Annotated in this window: 18 protein-coding genes; 6 read left to right on the top strand and 12 right to left on the bottom strand. The window is 67.8% G+C overall.

Annotated features, from left to right (window positions below; genetic code table 11):
* Position 1: 1 nt before the first annotated feature.
* Entirely contained in the window at positions 2-670 is a 669-nt protein-coding gene (locus WG903_RS06290; RefSeq protein ID WP_340073387.1) for a PilN domain-containing protein, read from the bottom strand.
* Entirely contained in the window at positions 667-1,746 is a 1,080-nt protein-coding gene (locus tag WG903_RS06285; RefSeq protein WP_340073386.1) for a pilus assembly protein PilM, read from the bottom strand. The genes WG903_RS06290 and WG903_RS06285 overlap by 4 nt, the downstream gene beginning before the upstream one ends.
* Positions 1,747-2,011: 265 nt before the next feature.
* Here WG903_RS06285 and WG903_RS06280 point away from each other — a divergent pair, with 265 nt between their 5' ends.
* Complete coding sequence (locus WG903_RS06280) at positions 2,012-4,459, top strand: penicillin-binding protein 1A (protein ID WP_340073385.1); 2,448 nt, start codon at positions 2,012-2,014, stop codon at positions 4,457-4,459.
* Here WG903_RS06280 and cyaY read toward each other — a convergent pair.
* A complete protein-coding gene (gene cyaY, locus WG903_RS06275) occupies positions 4,456-4,782 on the bottom strand; it encodes an iron donor protein CyaY (protein ID WP_340073384.1) in 327 nt (108 codons plus the stop codon). The two genes, WG903_RS06280 and cyaY, sit on opposite strands and share 4 nt — an antisense overlap.
* Before the next feature lie 12 nt (positions 4,783-4,794).
* Between cyaY and lptM the strand changes: the two genes are divergently transcribed.
* Both lptM and lysA read left to right on the top strand, forming a co-directional pair.
* Positions 4,795-5,001 carry an LPS translocon maturation chaperone LptM gene (lptM, locus tag WG903_RS06270; protein WP_340073383.1) on the top strand — a complete coding sequence of 69 codons (207 nt, stop codon included), beginning with the start codon at positions 4,795-4,797 and terminating at the stop codon, positions 4,999-5,001.
* A complete protein-coding gene (gene lysA / locus WG903_RS06265) occupies positions 4,998-6,281 on the top strand; it encodes a diaminopimelate decarboxylase (protein WP_340073381.1) in 1,284 nt (427 codons plus the stop codon). Before lptM ends, lysA begins: the two co-directional genes overlap by 4 nt.
* Here the strand turns inward: lysA and WG903_RS06260 are convergent.
* The 5 genes from WG903_RS06260 to WG903_RS06240 all read right to left on the bottom strand — a co-directional run bounded on the left by WG903_RS06260 (position 6,217) and on the right by WG903_RS06240 (position 12,118).
* On the bottom strand, positions 6,217-6,852 hold the full coding sequence (locus WG903_RS06260) for a sulfite oxidase heme-binding subunit YedZ (protein ID WP_340078203.1): 636 nt from the start codon (positions 6,850-6,852) through the stop codon (positions 6,217-6,219). The two genes, lysA and WG903_RS06260, sit on opposite strands and share 65 nt — an antisense overlap.
* Before the next feature lie 28 nt (positions 6,853-6,880).
* Positions 6,881-7,879: a protein-methionine-sulfoxide reductase catalytic subunit MsrP gene (gene msrP / locus WG903_RS06255; protein WP_340073380.1), complete on the bottom strand. Its 999-nt coding sequence runs from the start codon at positions 7,877-7,879 to the stop codon at positions 6,881-6,883.
* Positions 7,880-7,952: 73 nt separating this feature from the next.
* Positions 7,953-9,284, bottom strand: a complete 1,332-nt coding sequence (gene ccsB, locus WG903_RS06250) for a c-type cytochrome biogenesis protein CcsB (protein WP_340073379.1) — start codon at positions 9,282-9,284, stop codon at positions 7,953-7,955.
* On the bottom strand, positions 9,281-11,401 hold the full coding sequence (locus tag WG903_RS06245) for a cytochrome c biogenesis protein ResB (protein ID WP_340073378.1): 2,121 nt from the start codon (positions 11,399-11,401) through the stop codon (positions 9,281-9,283). Before WG903_RS06245 ends, ccsB begins: the two co-directional genes overlap by 4 nt.
* A gap of 69 nt (positions 11,402-11,470) precedes the next feature.
* On the bottom strand, positions 11,471-12,118 hold the full coding sequence (locus WG903_RS06240; RefSeq protein ID WP_340073377.1) for a c-type cytochrome: 648 nt from the start codon (positions 12,116-12,118) through the stop codon (positions 11,471-11,473).
* A 66-nt stretch (positions 12,119-12,184) separates the two neighbouring features.
* Between WG903_RS06240 and yihA the strand changes: the two genes are divergently transcribed.
* Together yihA and WG903_RS06230 are read left to right on the top strand one after the other, a co-directional pair.
* Positions 12,185-12,844, top strand: coding sequence for a ribosome biogenesis GTP-binding protein YihA/YsxC (gene yihA / locus WG903_RS06235; protein ID WP_340073375.1), 660 nt, complete (start codon positions 12,185-12,187; stop codon positions 12,842-12,844).
* Positions 12,841-13,725: an alpha/beta fold hydrolase gene (locus WG903_RS06230; RefSeq protein ID WP_340073374.1), complete on the top strand. Its 885-nt coding sequence runs from the start codon at positions 12,841-12,843 to the stop codon at positions 13,723-13,725. Before yihA ends, WG903_RS06230 begins: the two co-directional genes overlap by 4 nt.
* On the opposite strand, the gene WG903_RS06225 is transcribed toward WG903_RS06230, so the two are convergent.
* Both WG903_RS06225 and WG903_RS06220 read right to left on the bottom strand, forming a co-directional pair.
* Positions 13,722-14,591, bottom strand: a complete 870-nt coding sequence (locus WG903_RS06225) for an LpxL/LpxP family acyltransferase (protein ID WP_340073373.1) — start codon at positions 14,589-14,591, stop codon at positions 13,722-13,724. The genes WG903_RS06230 and WG903_RS06225 overlap by 4 nt on opposite strands.
* Positions 14,588-15,412, bottom strand: coding sequence for a lysophospholipid acyltransferase family protein (locus tag WG903_RS06220; protein ID WP_340073372.1), 825 nt, complete (start codon positions 15,410-15,412; stop codon positions 14,588-14,590). The genes WG903_RS06225 and WG903_RS06220 overlap by 4 nt, the downstream gene beginning before the upstream one ends.
* Before the next feature lie 133 nt (positions 15,413-15,545).
* Between WG903_RS06220 and metK the strand changes: the two genes are divergently transcribed.
* Positions 15,546-16,733, top strand: coding sequence for a methionine adenosyltransferase (gene metK / locus WG903_RS06215; protein WP_340073371.1), 1,188 nt, complete (start codon positions 15,546-15,548; stop codon positions 16,731-16,733).
* A 3-nt stretch (positions 16,734-16,736) separates the two neighbouring features.
* On the opposite strand, the gene WG903_RS06210 is transcribed toward metK, so the two are convergent.
* Together WG903_RS06210 and WG903_RS06205 are read right to left on the bottom strand one after the other, a co-directional pair.
* Positions 16,737-17,612, bottom strand: a complete 876-nt coding sequence (locus WG903_RS06210; protein ID WP_340073370.1) for a hypothetical protein — start codon at positions 17,610-17,612, stop codon at positions 16,737-16,739.
* Positions 17,609-18,070 carry a hypothetical protein gene (locus WG903_RS06205; RefSeq protein ID WP_340073369.1) on the bottom strand — a complete coding sequence of 154 codons (462 nt, stop codon included), beginning with the start codon at positions 18,068-18,070 and terminating at the stop codon, positions 17,609-17,611. Before WG903_RS06205 ends, WG903_RS06210 begins: the two co-directional genes overlap by 4 nt.
* Between the last annotated feature and the right edge of the window lies 1 nt (position 18,071).

The following is an 18,071-nucleotide window of genomic DNA, read 5'->3' as shown; positions in this document are numbered from 1 at the left end:
GTCAGGTCCTCGCGAGGCCGGAGGCCGGGGCCGATGCAGGGGGGATCGCCGCAGCGGCGGGGATGCCGCTGGCGGCGCCGGAAGCGCCGGACGCCGCCTTCGCGGCTTCGCTGGCGCGCATCAGGCGGACCCTCATCGTGAATGCGGAAACGCGCCGCGTGTCGCGCGGCGACAGCTGCACGGAAGCCGACTGGATTTCGACCAGCTCGGGCTTGGCGATCCAGGGGCTCTTGCCGCTCAGGTTGCGCAGCAGCTCGGAGACGCGTTCGTTGGATTGCGCCATGCCGTTGATCGTGACCACCTGGTTTTCCTGCTTCATGGTGGTGAGGTACACGCCGTCGGGCAGTTGCTTCACCAGTTCGTTGAGCAGGTGCACGGGCAGGTTGCGGTCGGCCTGCAGGTCTTCCACCGCCTGCTGGCGCGCCCGCAGCGCGGCGATCTCCTGCTGCAGCGTCGCGATGTCCTTGATCTGCGCCTCGAGCTTCTTGATCTCCGACTGCAGCAGCGCGTTGCGGTCCTGCTGGTTGTTGATCTGGACCTGGTACCAGCCGTAGATGACGCCGGCGATGAGGCCGCCGATGACGGCGGAGGCGCCCAGCGAGATGAAGAACACCTCGCGGCGGCGCTTGCGGGCCGCTTCCCGGTGGGGCAGTAGGTTGATGAGGATCACTGCACGAACCTCCGCATGGCCAGGCCACAGGACGTGAGGTAGGACGGGGCCTCGCGGCGCATCTTCTTCTCGCGCACGCCCTCACCGACGTGCATGCCCTCGAAGGGGTTCGCCAGGCTGCAGGGGAACGACGTCTGCGCGGTGACGGCTTCGGTCAGGCCGGGCAGCGCCGCGGAACCGCCGGCGATCATCACGTAGTCGACGCGGTTGTGCGGCGTGCTGGTGAAGAAGAACTGCAGCGCGCGCGCCACTTCCTGCGCCATGCTCTCCACGAAAGGCTTCAGGACGCTGACCTCGTAGTCCTCGGGCAGGTCGCCGTTGCGCTTCTTGTTCTCGGCCTCTTCCGGCGAGAAGCCGTACTGGCGCACGATCAGCTGCGTGAGCTGCGCGCCGCCGAAGGCCTGGTCGCGGTCGTAGAGCACCTCGTCGTTGCGGATCACCTGCATCGCGGTGGTGAAGCCGCCCACCTCGAACAGGGCCGTCATGGCGTCCACGCCGCCATTGGGCAGCGACTGGATCAGGCGGCCGGCGGCCAGGCGCGAGGCATAGGACTCGACGTCGATGATGACGGGCTTGAGGCCGGCGGCCTCGGCCAGGCCCTGGCGGTCCTGCACCTTCTCCTTGCGGGAGGCGGCGATCAGCACCTCGACGTCGCCGCTGGACGAGGGGCTGGGGCCGACCACGCAGAAGTCCAGGCTGACCTCGTCGAGCGAGAAGGGGATGTACTGGTTGGCTTCGGCCTCGACCTGCACTTCGAGCTCCTGCTCTGACATGCCGCCGGGCAGGATGATCTTCTTGGTGATGACGGCCGAAGGCGGCAGCGCCATGGCCACGTTCTTGGTGCGAGTGCCCGCTTTCTTGACCACGCGGCGCATGGCCTCGGCCACTTCCTCGAACTTCTCGACGTTGCCGTCGGTGATCCAGCCCTTCTCGAGCGGCTCAATGGCGCAGCGCTCCAGGACGTAATTGCCATCCCGGTCGCGGCCGAGTTCGACGAGCTTGACGCTCGAGGAGCTGATGTCCAGGCCCAGCAGAGGTGCCGGCCCGGAGCTGAAGAAGGACCCCAGAGAGATCAATTGCGTCTCCTGCAACCCGATATTTCGAGGCGTAACAAACCTAAGATTTCACTTCAATGCTAGCAGTGACATCCTTGTCGCACAAAGGATTTTTCGGTTTTCTCAGCCATGCCCCGTTGCCAAAAACCGACGTCGTTACCTGCCATACTCATGAACCCCAACCTTTTCACGGAATCTCATCCGTGCCGGGAGAAGCCGTTCCTGGGCGGTCCCGACCCACCCCGGGCGGGCTTCCTAAAATGGCCCGACCCTCCCCTGGAACCGTATGTCCTCAGAGCAAAGCGCCGGTGACACCGGCACGCCTTCCCTGCTGCGCGGCCGCCCGTTGCACTGGGCCCTGCGGGGCCTGCTGTGGGCCGGGGGCATCGCCGCGGCGGGCCTGGCTTCCGTCCTGATCATCGTGGGCGTCGCGCTGGCCGTCGCCTATCCGAACCTTCCCGACGTTTCGGACCTTTCGGACTACAGGCCGAAGCTGCCGCTTCGGGTTTATTCGGCCGACGGCGTCCTGATCGGCGAGTTCGGCGAGGAAAGGCGCAACCTCACGCCGATCAACGACATCCCCAAGGTGATGAAGGAAGCCGTGCTGGCCATCGAGGACGCGCGCTTCTACTCGCACAGCGGCGTGGACTACAAGGGCCTGCTGCGCGCGGGCCTGGCCAACCTGGGCAAGGCCAAGAGCCAGGGCGCCTCGACCATCACCATGCAGGTGGCGCGCAACGTCTACCTGTCGTCCGAGAAGACCTTCACCCGCAAGCTGTACGAGGTGCTGCTCACGTTCAAGCTGGAGCACCTGCTCTCGAAGGACCAGATCCTCGAGATCTACATGAACCAGATCTTCCTGGGCAACCGGGCCTACGGCTTCGCGGCCGCGGCGGACGCCTACTACGGCAAGCCCCTGAAGGACATCTCGATCGCCGAGGCGGCGATGCTCGCGGGCCTGCCCAAGGCGCCCTCGGCCTACAACCCGATCACCAACCCCAGCCGGGCCCGCACCCGCCAGCAGTACATCATCGACCGCATGGTGGACAACGGCTTCATCACCGCCGAGGAAGGCGAGACGGCCAAGAAGGAGGAGCTGAAGATCCGCACCGCCTCCGACCGCCTGGGCTCGCACGCCGAGTACGTGGCCGAGACGGTGCGCCAGCTGGTGCACTCGCAGTATGGCGACGAGGCCTACACGCGCGGCCTGAACGTCTTCACCACGATCAATGCCGTGCAGCAGGAGGCCGCGTACAAGGCCCTGCGCAAGGGGATCATGGACTACGAGAAGCGCCAGATCTACCGCGGCCCCGAGGAGTTCGTCGAGCTGCCCGAAAGCGCCAAGGAGCTGGAAGACGCCATCGACGACGCGCTCTCGGACCACCCGGACAACGGCGACGTGATGTCGGCCGTGGTGCTCGAGGCCAACCCGAAGAAGATCGTGGCGATGCGCCAGGGCGAGCGGGTGGAGATCGTGGCCGAAGGCCTGCGCCCCGCGCGATCGGGCCTGTCGGACAAGGCGCCCCCCAAGACCAAGATCCGCCGCGGCGCGGTGATCCGCGTGATGAAGACGCCCAAGAACACCTGGGAGATCACGCAGCTGCCCGAGGTGGAAGGCGCCTTCGTGGCGCTGGACCCGCGCGACGGCGCGATCCACGCGATGGTCGGCGGCTTCGACTTCAACAAGAACAAGTTCAACCACGTCGTGCAGGCGTGGCGCCAGCCGGGCTCGGGCTTCAAGCCCTTCATCTACTCGGCCGCGCTGGAAAAGGGCTTCACGCCCACCACCGTGATCAACGACGCGCCGCTGTTCTTCGACGCCGGCGTCACCGGCGGGCAGCCCTGGGAGCCGAAGAACTACGACGGCAAGTTCGAGGGCCCGATGCCGCTGCACACGGCGCTGGCGAAGTCCAAGAACATGGTGTCGATCCGCATCCTGCAGGCCGTAGGCACGCAGAACGCGCAGGAATGGGTCACGCGCTTCGGCTTCGACGCAGAGAAGCACCCGGCGTACCTGACGATGGCGCTGGGCGCGGGCTCGGTCACGCCGATGCAGATGGCCACCGGCTATGCGGTGTTCGCCAACGGCGGCTACCGCGTCAACCCGTGGCTGGTCACGAAGATCACCGACCAGAAGGGCAAGACCCTGGTGGAAAGCCAGCCGCCGCTGCCCAACGAATCGGTGCGCGCAATCGACGCGCGCAACGCCTTCATCATGAACCGCCTGCTGCAGGAGATCACGCGCGCTGGCACGGCGGCGAAGGCGCAGGCCACGCTCAAGCGCCCCGACATCTACGGCAAGACCGGCACGACCAACGACTCGGTCGACACGTGGTTCAACGGCTACCACCCCTCGCTGGTGGCGATCGTCTGGGTCGGCTACGACCAGCCCAAGTCGCTGGGCGACCGCGAGACCGGCGGCGGCCTGAGCCTGCCGGTGTGGATCAATTTCATGGAGACGGCGCTCAAGGGCGTGCCGATCATGGAGCCGTCAGCGCCCGAAGGCGTAGTCAACGTCGGCGGCGAGTGGTACTACGAAGAATACGCGCGCGGGGGCGGCGTGAGCAACGTGGGCGGCACCTCGCTCGACGGCATCACGGGCACCGGCGCACCGCCGCCCACGCAGCCGGGCGGAACGCCCTACGACCGCGGCCCGGACGCGCCGGCAACGCAGATGAAGTCGCCCTCCTCGCCCGAGGAGCGCAAGAGCATCCTCGACCTGTTCCGGAATTAGTCGAAGGCCAGCGCGACGCCGGCCTGCTGGCTGGCGTACTGCGAGAGGTTGGCGAAGAACTCGCCGTTGCCCTTGGTGTCCATCCACGCGGCGCCGTCGAACCTGTAGTGGAAGCCGCCGGCGCGTGCGGCCATCCACACCTCGTGCAGCGGCTTCTGCAGGTTCACGATGATCTGCGTGCCGTTGCGGAAGGTGAGCGTCACCATCCCGCCCACGCGCTGGTTGTCGACGTCGGCGTCGGTCTCGTCGTTGATGCGGTCGCAGCCCGCCTCCACGCGCGCCAGCAGCGCTTCCGCGCGGTCCATGAATTCGGGGTCGGTCATTACAATCCGGCGGTGACAAAGTTCTTGCGCCCCATTCTAGGCATCGCGTTTGTCCTCGCGGCCCTCGCGGGTTGCGGGCAGAAGGGCCCGCTGTACCTGCCCACCGGCGATGCCGCCGCCGCGCGCGCAACGCTGCCGCAGACGCTCAACCCGACCCCGCCCGACTCGGCCGTGACGAACACGGGCACCGGGCAGGCCAACCCCGCGCCGCGGCCATGACGACGACGAGCCTTCCCGGCGCACCCCATTTCCACTACCAGGGCGACGAGCTCTTCGCCGAGCGCGTCCGCGTGGGGGACCTCGCACGCCGGCATGGCACGCCGCTCTTCGTGTACGCCAAGGCTTCCATGCTGGCCGCGCTGGCCGCGTACCAGCGCGGCTTCGCGGGCCGCGACTTCCGCATCTGCTACGCGATGAAGGCCAATTCGTCGCTGGCCCTGCTGCAGGTGTTCGCGCAGGCCGGCTGCGGCTTCGACATCGTCTCGGGCGGCGAGCTCGAGCGTGTGCTCGCGGCCGGAGGCAAGCCGCAGGACATCATCTTCTCAGGCGTGGGCAAGACGCGCGCCGAGATGAAGCGCGCGCTCGAGGCCGGCATCGGCTGCTTCAACGTCGAGAGCGAAGCCGAACTCGAAGTGCTCAACGGCGTGGCGGTCGAGCTGGGCCAGGTCGCGCCCATCAGCATCCGAGTCAACCCCGACGTCGACCCCAAGACGCATCCCTACATCTCCACGGGCCTGAAGGGCAACAAGTTCGGCATCGCGCACGACCGCACGCTGCATGCGTACCGCCGCGCGGCCGCCCTGCCCGGGCTGCGCGTGGAAGGCATCGATTGCCACATCGGCTCGCAGATCACCGACGAGGGCCCCTACCTCGACGCGATGGAGCGCATCCTCGACCTGGTGCAGGCGATCGAGGGCGCGGGCATCCCCTTGCACCACATCGACTTCGGCGGCGGGCTGGGCATCACCTACAAGGGCGACGCGCCGCCGGCGGCGGACGCGCTGTGGCGCAAGCTGTTCGAGCGCATCGATGCGCGCGGCTTCGGCCAGCGGCGCTTCATGATCGAGCCCGGCCGCTCGCTCGTCGGGAACGCAGCGATCTGCGTGACCGAGGTGCTGTACCTCAAGCCGGGCGAGCACAAGAACTTCTGCGTCGTCGATGCCGCCATGAACGACCTGCCGCGGCCCGCGATGTACCAGGCCTTCCATGCGATCGAACCGGTCGCGAAGCGGTCAGGCAATTCGTCGCCCTACGACGTCGTCGGCCCCGTGTGCGAAAGCGGCGACTGGATCGGCCGCGACCGCGAGCTTGCGGCACAGCCCGGGGACTTCCTCGCCGTGATGTCGGCAGGCGCGTACTGCATGAGCATGGCCAGCAACTACAACACGCGAGGCCGCGCCGCGGAGGTACTGGTCGACGGCGACCGCGCCTTCGTCATCCGCGAGCGCGAGACGCCTGCGGACCTGATGCGGGTGGAGAAGCTGCTGCCCGGGGCTTGAAGCGGTTCCACACGCGCCAGCCAAGCAGCGCGGCCAGGATGCCCGCGTAGACGAACACCTCGGCGAAGTTGTTCTTGCCGGCCCGCATCCAGAAGAAGTGCAGGATGCCCAGCCCGGCGATCACGTAGACCAGCTTGTGCAGCGCCTGCCAGCGCCTGGCGCCCAGCGCCTTGACCGCCCGGTTGAACGACGTCAACGCCAGCGGCGTGAGCAGCACGAACGCGGTGAACCCCACGAGGATGAACGGCCGCTTGGCGATGTCCTTCGCGATCTCGGACCACACCAGTTCCTTGTCGAACACGCTGTAGGCCAGCAGGTGCAGCACGACGTAGAAGTAGGTGAAGAGCCCCAGCATGCGGCGAAAGCGCGCGAGCGCGGGCGTTGCCGTGATCATGCGCAGCGGCGTGACGGCAAGCGTCAGGCACAGGAAGCGCAGCGTCCAGTCGCCGAGCGATCGGATCAAATACTCCTGCGGGTTCGCGCCGAGGTTGTCGGTGGCCGCCGCGTAGAACAGCCACGCGAACGGCAGCAGCGACAGCACGAAGACGGCGGGCTTCGCCGCCGGGTGCATCAGGGCCTTGGCGGCATTCACCGTGCGATCAGTAGAACTTCTTCAGGTCCATGCCGGCGTACAGCTGCCCGACCTGCGCCTCGTAGCCGTTGAACATGAGCGTCTTGGTGCGCTTGGCGAACAGCCCGCCGCCCTCGCCGATGCGCCGCTCGGTGGCCTGCGACCAGCGCGGGTGGTCCACGTTGGGATTCACGTTGCTGAAGAAACCGTACTCGTTGGCCGCCGCCTTGTTCCACGCCGTCTTCGGCTCGGTGGGCGAGAAGCGGATGCGCACGATGCTCTTGGCGCTCTTGAAGCCGTATTTCCACGGCACCACCAGCCGTACCGGCGCGCCGTTCTGGTTGGGCAGCACCTCGCCGTACATGCCGAAGGTGAGCAGCGCGAGCGGATGCATTGCCTCGTCCAGGCGCAGGCCCTCGACGTAGGGCCAGTCGAGGACGCGCGAGCCGACGAAAGGCATCGTGTTGCGGTCCGCCAGCGTCTCGAACTCCACGAACTTCGCGCCGCCCAGCGGCTCGACCTTTTCGACCAGTTTCGACAGCGAGTAGCCGACCCAGGGGATCACCATCGACCAGCCTTCGACGCAGCGCAGGCGGTAGATGCGCTCTTCCAGCGGCGCGAGCTTCAGCAGGTCCTCGATCGCGTACTTGCCCGGCTTCTTGACGAGGCCCGTGACCTCCACGGTCCACGGCGTCGTCTTCAGGGTGTGCGCGTTCTTCGCCGGGTCGGACTTGTCGGTGCCGAACTCGTAGAAGTTGTTGTAGGTGCTGGCGTCCTTGTAGTCGGTGACCTTCTCCATCGTGGTCGCGCCTGGGACGCCGGACTTCACCGTCTGCAACACCGCATGCTTGCCCGGGCGCGCCACCTGCGCGAAGGCTTCGCGCGAGGCCCAGGATGCCAGCACGGAACCGGCGGCGCCGGCTGCCATGAGCTTCATGAACCCGCGCCGCTGCTCGTACACCGCGCGCGGCGTGATCTCGCTGGAAAGCGGGTGGATGAATCCGTCGTCGCGTGTCCTGATCAGCATGGCAGCTTCCTTCCTGGCCTTGGTCGGGATACGCGGCCGAGTCTTACATGGATGCCAAGACCCCGCGCCGCGCTCAGAGCTTGCCGTAGCTGTGCAGGCCCGACAGGAACATGTTCACGCCGAGGAAGGCGAAAGTCGTCACCAGCAGGCCGACGCAGGCCCACCAGGCCGCGACACCGCCGCGCAGGCCCTTCATCAGGCGCATGTGCAGCCAGGCCGCGTAATTGAGCCAGACGATCAGCGCCCAAGTTTCCTTCGGGTCCCAGCTCCAGTAGCCGCCCCAGGCCTCGGCGGCCCACAGCGCGCCGAGCACTGTGGCGATGGTGAAGAAGGCGAAGCCGACGGCGATGGACTTGTACATCACGTCGTCGAGCACTTCGAGCGACGGCGTCGCCGGGTTGATGCGCGAACGCAAGGCCACCAGCGCGGCGTCGATCGCGACCAGCGTCGCCGCGATCGACATCGTGCGCAGCACGCTGGACGCGGTGTCCGCGGCGAGGCCGCCGAAAGCCAGGAACAGGGCCGGGATGCCGATGCCGAAGGCCGCGGGGAATCCCACCAGGCCGATCCACAGCGAGCGCGCGGACGCCTGCTTGAGCAGGTAGGCCAGCGACACCATCGCCGCCAGCGAGAACGTACCGTAGCCGATGAAGTTGGCGGGCACGTGCAGTTTCATCCACCAGCTCTTGAGCGCGGGCACCAGCGGCTGGATCTCGTGCGCCTCGCGCACCACCGCGTACCAGAACATGAAGCCGACCGCGGCGCTGACCACCAGCATCACGAATGCGCCGAGCGCGCGCGTGTCGTAGTGGTCCTCGAAGTACAGGTAGAAGGCGGCGGTGAGCCAGCAGAACAGGACGAACACCTCGTACAGGTTGCTCACCGGGATGTGGCCGATGTCCGGCCCGATCAGGTAGCTCTCGTACCAGCGCGCCATCGTGCCGATCAGGGCCATCGCCACCGCGGCCCAGACCAGGCCCGAGCCGATGCGGGTCATCGCCGCGGCCTGGCCGCGCGCGAAGAAGCCGATCCAGTAGAACAGCGTCGCCATCAGGAACAGCACGCTCATCCAGAGGATCGCGGACTGGCTGGAGAGGAAGTACTTGAGCCAGAAGACGCTCTCGGCCCGCGCCAGGTCGCCCGCATACGACGCGATCGACAGCAGCGCGGCGCCGGCGACCACCAGCATCAGCGCGCGCAGCGGGCGCCAGAACCAGCCGATCCAGATCGCGGCGGGAACCGCCCCGACGAGGATGCCCTTCTCGTACACGTCCATGTATTGCGCGTAGTTGGCGAAGACATACGCCCCGCCCGCGGCGACGATGGCGGCAAAGAGCCAGTCGAACCACGTGCGGGTGGACAAGTAGCCCGGCGTGAGGGTCAGGGTGGTGGTGGCGGTGTTCATGCGGCCTTCGCTGCGAGGAGCGATTCTTTCAGATGCTCGAATTCCCGGTCGGTGTCGAGGGTGCGGCGGTTGCTCGACAGCGCCATGGCGCAATGGGCGCCCTCCCCGGCCGGCGTGACCCAGCACCACAGGCGCCGCTCGCGCACGTAGAGCATGGCGAAGACGCCCAGGATCAGCAAGGCGCAGCCCAGGTAGACGATGCCCTTGCCGGGGCCGCGCGTGACCTGGAACACGCTGGCCTGCACCTGCTGGAAGTCGGCCAGTTCGAACGCGATGGGCACGGGGTAGGCGTTGACGTCGCTGAGCGCCAGCACGGCCTGCGACATGAAGGCCTGCGTCTTCTCGCTGGGCTCCAGCAGCTTCAGGCCCGCCTGCTCGCGCGTGAGCTGCGCCAGCTCGAACAGAGCCCCGCTCAGGATGCGCACCAGCACCTCGCCGGCGCGGGCGCGCTCGGGCTCGGGCAGGTTGGCCTCCATGAAATCCGAGATGGCCTGCAGGCCCGCCACCGGCTTGCCGCCGGGCCCGGGCGGCGTACCGACACCCGCGAACATCGCCAGCGCGCGGCTGGCCGACGTGACCAGCTGCGCCGCGAGCTCCGGATTCGACGGGTCGGTGGCCTTGGCCGCGTAGCGCTTCACGGCCTTCTCGCGCAGGTCGGCGTCCATCAGCGCCTGGCGCAGGCGCACGAAACCGTCGAGCCCGCCCTGGTCGTCGGCCGGGACGCGCAGGTAACGGAAGGCCTCGGCGGGCGTCTCGCGCACGCCCATCAGGTAGACCGCGACGCCGTCGCCCATGTCCACCGGCGCCATGTAGTTGTTGAACTCGCGCGCCTGGCCCGCCGCGTCGCGCAACTTGTAGCTCACGCTCGGGCCGACGTTGCGCAGCTCCTTCTTCGTCGCCGACTTGTTGGCGGCGCCCAGCTGCGCGTCGAGCGAAGCGCGCAGGTCCACCTTGCGCACGTCCGCGCCGCCCTTGTCCATGCCGCCGAAGTTCTCGACGTTGATCACGCGCAGGCCCGTGAACTCCAGCGTCATCTTCTCCGCGCCTGCGCCCGGGCCCTTGGTCAGCTGCGTGCTGCCGCCGATCACGCCTTCGACCTCGAAAGGCTTGCCGCCGTTGACGGGCACGGCGCGCAGCTTCACGCGGGAGCCTCCGTCATCGAAGCTGGCCTGGTAGATCTCGATGCCGCGCCAGCTCGCAGGGTGGTTCACTTCCACGCGAGCGGGGATCTTTTCGCCGGTGGCCTTGTCGTGGATGACGATCTCGCTGGCGAACAGCTTGGGCATGCCCGTCGAGTAGTGCTCGACGATGAACTTCTTCAGCTCGATGGCGAAGGGCAGTTCCTGGATCACGATGCCGTCGGACTGGTTCAGCACCGCGGTGCTGGAGGCCGTGCCTTCGGCGACCATCAGGTTGCCGCGGAAGGTCGGGTTGCTCGCGGGCAGCCGGTGCTGCGCCGGCACGTCGGCGATCATCCCGCCGCCGTTGAACGCCGTCTTGCCGCCCAGCCACATCTGCGCGCGCACGATCATGTCGCCGTCGAGCAGGCCGCCCAGGCACACCAGCACGATGGCGCTGTGCGCGGCGAGGTAGCCGACCTTGTTGGCCGCCCCGCGCTTGGCGGCCACCATCCAGCCCGAATCGCGCTGCTGCAGCTTCACCTTCCAGCCGCCGTGCACCAGCACCTGCGCGATGCGCGAGGCGGCCGCCTCGGGCGCTTGCGCCACCGGCGCCTCGGCGCGGTGGTGGAAGGCGCGCAGGCTCTGCTCGCGCATGTTCTCCTTGTACGCGCGCAGGTCGGTGACGATCTTCGGCGTGTTGCGCGCGATGCACAGCGACGTGCTGACGACGAGGAACGCCAGGATCACGAGGAACCACGCGGCGCTGTAGACCGCGTTGAGCTTGAGCGCCATGAACAGCTGGGCCCAGAAGGGTCCGAACTTGTCCACGTAGTTCACCAGCGGCTCCTGCTGCTGGATGATGGTGCCGATCACGGATGCGATGCAGATCACCGTCAGCAGCGAGATCGAGAAGCGCATCGACGACAGCAGCTCCACCGCCGTGCGCAGGCGCGGCGATTCGCTTCGGATCTGCAGGCCGGACGTGGCGGTGGTCATGAAAACAAAAGGGCGGGCTCCTTGCCCGCCCTTCTTAGGCTAGTTGTGCGGCGGTTGGTTCAGCTTGATTCAGCGCAACCCGGCGATGTAGTCGGCCACGGCCTTCATCTCGCGCTCGGACAGGCGGGTGGCGATGTCCACCATCTGCGGGCTGTTCTTGCGCGCGCCGGTCTGGAAGCTGACGAGCTGCGCGTAGGTGTAGTCGGCATGCTGGCCGGACAGGCGCGGGAACTGCGCGGGAATGCCGGCGCCGTTGGGGCTGTGGCAGCCGGCACAGGCAGCGACCTGCTTCTCGAGGATGCCGCCGCGGTAGATTTTCTCGCCCAGGGTGACCAGCTCCTTGTCCTTCGCGAAGCCGGTCTTGGCCTTCTGCGAGCCGGCCCAGTAGGCGATGTTGCGCATGTCGGCATCCGAGAGCTGCGCGGCCATGGGCTGCATGATGGGGCTGGGGCGCTTGCCGCTCTTGAACTCGGCGAGCTGCTTGACGATGTATTCGGGGTGCTGCTGCGCGAGCTTGGGGTTCGCGGGCACGCCGGAGTTGCCGTCGGCGCCGTGGCAGGCCGCGCACACCGCGCCGTACTTGGTGCTGCCGGCGTTCAGGTCGGGCTTGGCGGCGGCAGGGGCCGCGGCGGCCGGCTGCGGCGCGCTTCCGGCGGCGAACGACAGGGAGGCGGGCACCGCGATCAGGGCGGCAAGCACGAGGGCGAACGGCTTCATGGGCTGGGTCTTGTTTTTGGGGCGCGCGCGGGGGCGCAAAACCGCACGATTCTACAATGCGCCCCCATGACCTCCTCCCCGGCGCCGGCCGGCGCGCGCACGGCGGCGCAGGCGCTGGCCTGGATGCACACCGCGCGCTTCCTCACCACGGCGCCCACCCTCGAATTCCTGCCCGAAAGCGCCATCCCCGAGGTGGCCTTCGTCGGCCGCTCCAACGCGGGCAAGTCCACCTGCATCAACACCCTGGCGCAGCAGAAGCGACTGGCCTTCGCCTCCAAGACGCCCGGGCGTACCCAGAGCATCAACCTGTTCTCGCTGGGCAAGCAGGGCATCACGGATGCTGTGCTGGCCGACCTGCCGGGCTACGGCTACGCGGCCGTGCCCAAGCAGGACAAGGCGCGCTGGCAGCAGGTGATGGCCAATTACCTGGTCACCCGGCCCAACCTGAGGGGTGTGGTGCTCCTGGTCGACCCGCGCCAGGGCGTGACCGAGCTGGACGAGATCCTGCTGGAAGTCATCCGCCCGCGGGTCGAGCAGGGCCTGAAATTCCTGGTGCTGCTGACCAAGGCCGACAAGCTCACGCGCAGCGAAGGGGCCAAGGCGCTGTCGATTGCGCGACTGCAAGCCGGCGGCGGTGAAGTGAAACTGTTCTCCGCACTCAGGAAGCAGGGGGTGGAAGAAACCGCCTTGCTCCTGTGGAACTGGACGCACGCGGAGAACCCATGACGATCGAGACCTTCCAGCGGCAGCTGCCGCACGGCATCACCCTGAGCTGCCGCGCCGCGGGCGAGCGCGGCAAGCCCGTGCTGATGTTCCTGCACGGCTTTCCCGAGGCGGCGTTCGTGTGGGACGAGCTGCTGGAGCATTTCGGCGCGCGCGGGTACCGCGCCGTGGCGCCCAACCTGCGCGGTTTCGAGAAGTCCTCCCAGCCCGAGGAGGTGCAGCAGTACCGCGCCAAGCACATCCTGCAGGACATCGTCACGCTCATCGGCATCGAGGGCCAGCCGCTGGAATGCCTCATCGCGCACGACTGGGGCGGCGCCATCGCCTGGAACATCGCCAACCAGCGGCCCGAGGTCACGAAGCGGCTGATGATCGTCAATTCGCCGCACCCCGGCACCTTCCTGCGCGAGCTGCAGCGCAGCCCGAAGCAGCAGGCGGCCAGCGCGTACATGAACTTCCTGATCCGCGACGACGCGGCGGCGCTCCTGCGCGAAGGCGACTACCGGCGCCTGTTCGGCTTCTTCAAGGAGCACGGCGGCGAGTGGCTGACGGAATCCGTGAAACAGCAGTACCGGGAGGTGTGGGATGCCAGCCTGCAGGGCGGCCTGAACTACTACCGCGCCTCGCCGCTGCGCCCGGGGCGCGAGGGCGACCCCGCCGCGGGGGCCGTCACCTTGCCGCGCGAGATGCTCACCGTGAACATCCCGACTTTCGTGCTGTGGGCGATGCGGGACGACGCGCTGTGCCCCGAGCTCGTCGACGGGCTCGAGGAGTACATCCCAAGGCTCACGGTGGAACGCGTGCCCGACGCGACGCACTGGATCGTGCACGAGCGCCCGCGCTTCGTCGCGGACCGCCTGGCCACCTTCCTCGCCAACAGCTAGTACACCGGCGGCTCGCCGGGCGGGCGCGTCTTGAAGCGCTTGTGCACCCAGTAGTACTGGTCGGGCATCTCGTCGATGTAGACCTCCAGGCGCTTGTTCATCAGCGCCGTGTCGGCCGCGACGTCGCTCGTCGGGTAGTCGTCCCAGGCCGGGTGCAGGCGCACTTCGTAGCCCGCGTCCGTGAGCTTCGTGGTGAGCGGCACCACCTTGGCCTTGCACAGGCGCGCGAAGCGCGGCAGCGACGGCACGGTGGCGGCCTGCACGCCGTAGAACGGCACGAAGATCGAATCCTCCGCGCCGAAATTCATGTCGGGCAGCAGGTACATCGCCGCGCCGCCGCGCACGGCCGCGATCATGTCGCGCACGCCTTCGGAGCGGTGCACCGCGCGCGAATCGGTTGTGAAGCGGTGGCGGCCCTCGAAGATCCATTCGTCGACGATGGCGTTCGACTGCTTGGTGTACACGCCGAGGATGCGCCGCTGCGTGAGCAGCGTGATGGCCGTGACGCCGGCGTCGAGCCCGAGGAAGTGCGGCACGAACAGGATCACCGGCGCGTCGCCGTCGATCTCGTGCACCGAGCCGGCCAGCTGCAGGCGCTGGCGCACGACGTCGGCGGGCGCATGCCACAGCCAGCTGCGGTCCAGCCAGGCCTGCGCGAAGCGGATGAAATGCGAACGCACCGTGCGGCGGCGTTGCGCCACGGTCCACCGCGGGAAGCACAGCTCGAGGTTGCGCATCGCGATGCGCCGGCGCGGGACCACGACCACGTACAGGAAGGCACCGAGCGCGGCGCCCATCGCGCGCACCACGCCCAGCGGCAGGTGCGAGATCGCCCGCATGAAGAGGATACCCAGGCGGCTGATCACAGCGCCAGCTCCTCGCGCGGTTGCTTGTAGCGCGCGTAACCCCACATGTACTGCGACGGGCAATCGCGCACCATCGCCTCCATGCGGCGGTTGAGCTGCGCCGCCGCACCTTCGGCGTCTTCGGCCATCGGCTCGTCCCAGGGGCTGACGTGCATGCGAAAGCCGCGCCCGAACGACAGGCGCTCGCCCCAGATCAGCAGCACCCGCGCGCCGGCCTGCTTCGCCAGGCGCGCGGGCAGGTTCATGGTGTAGGCCGGCTGGCCGAAGAAGGGCGCCCACGTGCCCTGCCCGCGCGGCGGCACTTGGTCGGGCAGCAGGCCGACGGCCCCGCCGGATTTCAAGGTCTTGAGCAATTGCTTGACCCCGCCCACGGTCGTCGGTGCGACCGCGAGGTTGGGCCGCACGCGCGCGGTGGCGACGAGTTCGCGCAGCCAGGGCTTGCGCGCCGGCCGGTACAGCACCGTGATGGGCCCGAAGTCGCGCGCATAGGCCTGGGCGGTCACCTCGAAGCACCCCAGGTGCGGCGTCAGGAAGAGGATGCCGCGCCCGGCGGCCAGCGCCGCCTGCACCACCTCGCCGCCGCGCCATTCGGTGCGCGCGGGGCGGCCGAACCACAGGCGCGGGATTTCCGTCACGAGCTTGCCGCTTTCGGCCACGGCCGCCCGGATGGTCCCGAAGCGGAAACCCGCCTGGCGCGCGTTCGCCAGGAAGCGGCGGCGGTAGGTGGGCGACAGCAGGAAGGACAGCCAACCCACGGCGGCGCCCGCCGCATGCAGGACAGGCAGCGGCAGCAGCGCGAGCGCGCGCAGGAAGGTCTTCATGAAGCGGCTAGAATGTCCCCGTCGCCGAGTTATGAACTACTTGCAGGGCGACTCAAAAATAATTCTGCTAAAGCGTTCGCCCCAAGCTCCGGCACGAGGCAACGCGCCTTAGTGATTCATTGGAGTTTATCGAATGGCGAACGACTTCCTCTTCACGTCCGAATCGGTCTCCGAAGGCCACCCCGACAAGGTGGCGGACCAGATTTCCGACGCGATCCTCGACGCGATCTTCACGCAGGACCCGCGCGCGCGCGTGGCGGCCGAGACGCTGACCAACACCGGCCTCGTCGTGCTGGCCGGCGAAATCACGACCAAGCCCGGCGTGCACGTGGACTACATCCAGGTCGCGCGCGACACCATCAAGCGCATCGGCTACGACAACACTGAGTACGGCATCGACTACAAGGGCTGCGCAGTGATGGTCTGCTACGACAAGCAGTCCAGCGACATCGCCCAGGGCGTGGACCACGCCAGCGACGACTACCTGAACACCGGCGCCGGCGACCAGGGCCTGATGTTCGGCTACGCGTGCGACGAGACGCCCGAGCTCATGCCCGCGCCCATCCACTACGCGCACCGCATCGTCGAGCGCCAGGCGCAGCTGCGCAAGGACGGCCGCCTGCCCTTCCTGCGCCCCGATGCCAAGAGCCAGATCACGATGCGCTACGTCGACGGCAAGCCGCATTCGATCGACACGGTGGTGCTGTCGTCGCAGCACAGCCCCGAGATGAGCGACGGCAAAAAAATGTTGCCCTCCTTCGTCGAGGCCTGCATCGAGGAGATCATCAAGCCGGTGCTGCCGAAGGAGTGGCTGAAGGATACCAAGTACCTGATCAACCCGACCGGGCGCTTCGTCATTGGCGGCCCGCAGGGCGATTGCGGCCTGACCGGCCGCAAGATCATCGTCGACACCTACGGCGGCGCGTGCCCGCACGGCGGCGGCGCGTTCTCGGGCAAGGACCCGTCCAAGGTCGACCGTTCGGCCGCGTACGCGTGCCGCTACGTCGCCAAGAACATCGTGGCCGCCGGCCTGGCGCGCCAGTGCCAGATCCAGGTGGCGTATGCGATCGGCGTGGCCAAGCCGATGAACGTCACGGTGTACACGGAAGGCACCGGCGTGATCCCCGACGACCAGATCGCGTCGCTGGTGCACGACCACTTCGACCTGCGTCCCAAGGGCATCATCCAGATGCTCGACCTGCTGCGTCCCATCTACGAGAAGACCGCCGCCTACGGCCATTTCGGCCGCGAGGAGCCGGAGTTCACGTGGGAGCGCACCGACCGCGCCGCGCAACTGCGCGCGGCCGCCGGGCTCAAGTAAGGGTCACTGCAAGAGCGCCTGCTGGCGCTCGTACTCGCCCTTCTTCATGGCGACATACTGCGCGCGGTCCATCTCGTGCAGCTGGCGCGCGTAGCGCTCGGTCGAGTCGAACCAGGTCTGGATGCGCTTGTCGAGCTGCTCGTCGGGCGGCGCCGTGAGCGACGCCAGGTGCGCATCCACCGCCAGGTAGTAGCGCATGACGTTGCGCTCGATCGCGCCGCGCACCCCACCGATGTAGATGGGTTCGCCGTTGCCGTCCTTGCCGGCCACCGAGAAGCCCACCTTGTTGGCGCCGGCGGTGGACAGGTAGGCCTGCATCGCGAAGCGGCCCATGCCGCCGTAGGCGTACGAATAGCTCAGGTGCATGAACGTGCGCTTCGCGTCGAGCGGGATGGCCTCGATGGCGATGCGGTAGTCGCGCGTGCCCACCGGGCCCTGCGCCGCCGCCAGACGGCTTTCGAGATAGTCCGCGCCGGCGGCGACCTGCCGCAGCGCGAAGTCGATGCGGTAGGCGTCGGTCACCGGCTGGTCGGCCTTGCGGCCGATGCGCATCGCCAGCGTCGTGCCCTTGTCGCCCTTCACCGGATGGCAGTACTTGGTGTTGAACGGCAGGATCAGGATGGCGCACCAGTCGGCCGGCTCCTGCAGGCTCTTGGCGAGCGCGTCGTACGGGTGGTTCAGCACCGCGTAGATGTCGCCCTTGAGCGTGTCGCCTTGCTCGGCCGAGTCGATCACGATCGGCCGGTGGTACGGGTTGTTGCGCAGCGGCTCGCGCAGTTCGGTGTACTTGGCGCGCAGCGCGCCGGCGTCGGCCGATGCGTTGATTGCCGCCAGACCCATCAGCGCCGCAACGGCGCAGCGTGCCAGCCAGTGTTTCATAGGTGCCTCGATCCGTGCAGTTCGGGCGTGCGCGTGCGGCCGCGCCCGGAATCCTCTTCCTCCAGCACGTCCTGCACGTCGAACTGGATGCCGCCCATGAACAGCGAGTGCGGTTCCACCGCGAAGCGGAAATGCCCGCGCGGCCCCATCTCCAGGCACATCACGAGCTTCGGGTCGGGCACCTGTTCCCAGGCCTTGATCAGCCGTGCGCGCACGAGGTTGTCGGCGCACTGCAGGTAGCGCAGCTTGTGGTGGTTGTGCGCGAAGTTCACCGCGTCCAGGTAGGCGGCCGCGCTCTTGCTGCGCGTGTGGAAGTTCGGCGTGAGGTCGATGGAGAGCGTGAGCACGTTGCCTTCGACTTCCAGGACGAAGTTGCGGCCCATCAACCCGTCCGTGCCTTCGCCGTACTTGTAGGCCACGTGCAGGTGCGAAGGGGTCTTGCGCAGCGAGTACTTCATG

This window comes from Ramlibacter sp. PS4R-6 (genome assembly GCF_037572775.1).
GTDB lineage: Bacteria > Pseudomonadota > Gammaproteobacteria > Burkholderiales > Burkholderiaceae_C > Ramlibacter.
The sequence above is the reverse complement of the archived record's forward strand: the minus strand, read 5'-3'. Positions and strand labels throughout refer to the sequence as shown.

Coding starts and splice junctions, on each gene's coding strand:
- WG903_RS06280 (WP_340073385.1), top strand. CDS start 2,012: ATGTCCTCAGAGCAAAGCGCCGGTGACACCGGCACGCCTTCCCTGCTG.
- cyaY (WP_340073384.1), bottom strand. CDS start 4,782: ATGACCGACCCCGAATTCATGGACCGCGCGGAAGCGCTGCTGGCGCGC.
- lysA (WP_340073381.1), top strand. CDS start 4,998: ATGACGACGACGAGCCTTCCCGGCGCACCCCATTTCCACTACCAGGGC.
- WG903_RS06260 (WP_340078203.1), bottom strand. CDS start 6,852: ATGCACCCGGCGGCGAAGCCCGCCGTCTTCGTGCTGTCGCTGCTGCCG.
- msrP (WP_340073380.1), bottom strand. CDS start 7,879: ATGCTGATCAGGACACGCGACGACGGATTCATCCACCCGCTTTCCAGC.
- ccsB (WP_340073379.1), bottom strand. CDS start 9,284: ATGAACACCGCCACCACCACCCTGACCCTCACGCCGGGCTACTTGTCC.
- WG903_RS06245 (WP_340073378.1), bottom strand. CDS start 11,401: ATGACCACCGCCACGTCCGGCCTGCAGATCCGAAGCGAATCGCCGCGC.
- WG903_RS06240 (WP_340073377.1), bottom strand. CDS start 12,118: ATGAAGCCGTTCGCCCTCGTGCTTGCCGCCCTGATCGCGGTGCCCGCC.
- yihA (WP_340073375.1), top strand. CDS start 12,185: ATGACCTCCTCCCCGGCGCCGGCCGGCGCGCGCACGGCGGCGCAGGCG.
- WG903_RS06230 (WP_340073374.1), top strand. CDS start 12,841: ATGACGATCGAGACCTTCCAGCGGCAGCTGCCGCACGGCATCACCCTG.
- WG903_RS06220 (WP_340073372.1), bottom strand. CDS start 15,412: ATGAAGACCTTCCTGCGCGCGCTCGCGCTGCTGCCGCTGCCTGTCCTG.
- metK (WP_340073371.1), top strand. CDS start 15,546: ATGGCGAACGACTTCCTCTTCACGTCCGAATCGGTCTCCGAAGGCCAC.
- WG903_RS06210 (WP_340073370.1), bottom strand. CDS start 17,612: ATGAAACACTGGCTGGCACGCTGCGCCGTTGCGGCGCTGATGGGTCTG.
- WG903_RS06205 (WP_340073369.1), bottom strand. CDS start 18,070: ATGAAGTACTCGCTGCGCAAGACCCCTTCGCACCTGCACGTGGCCTAC.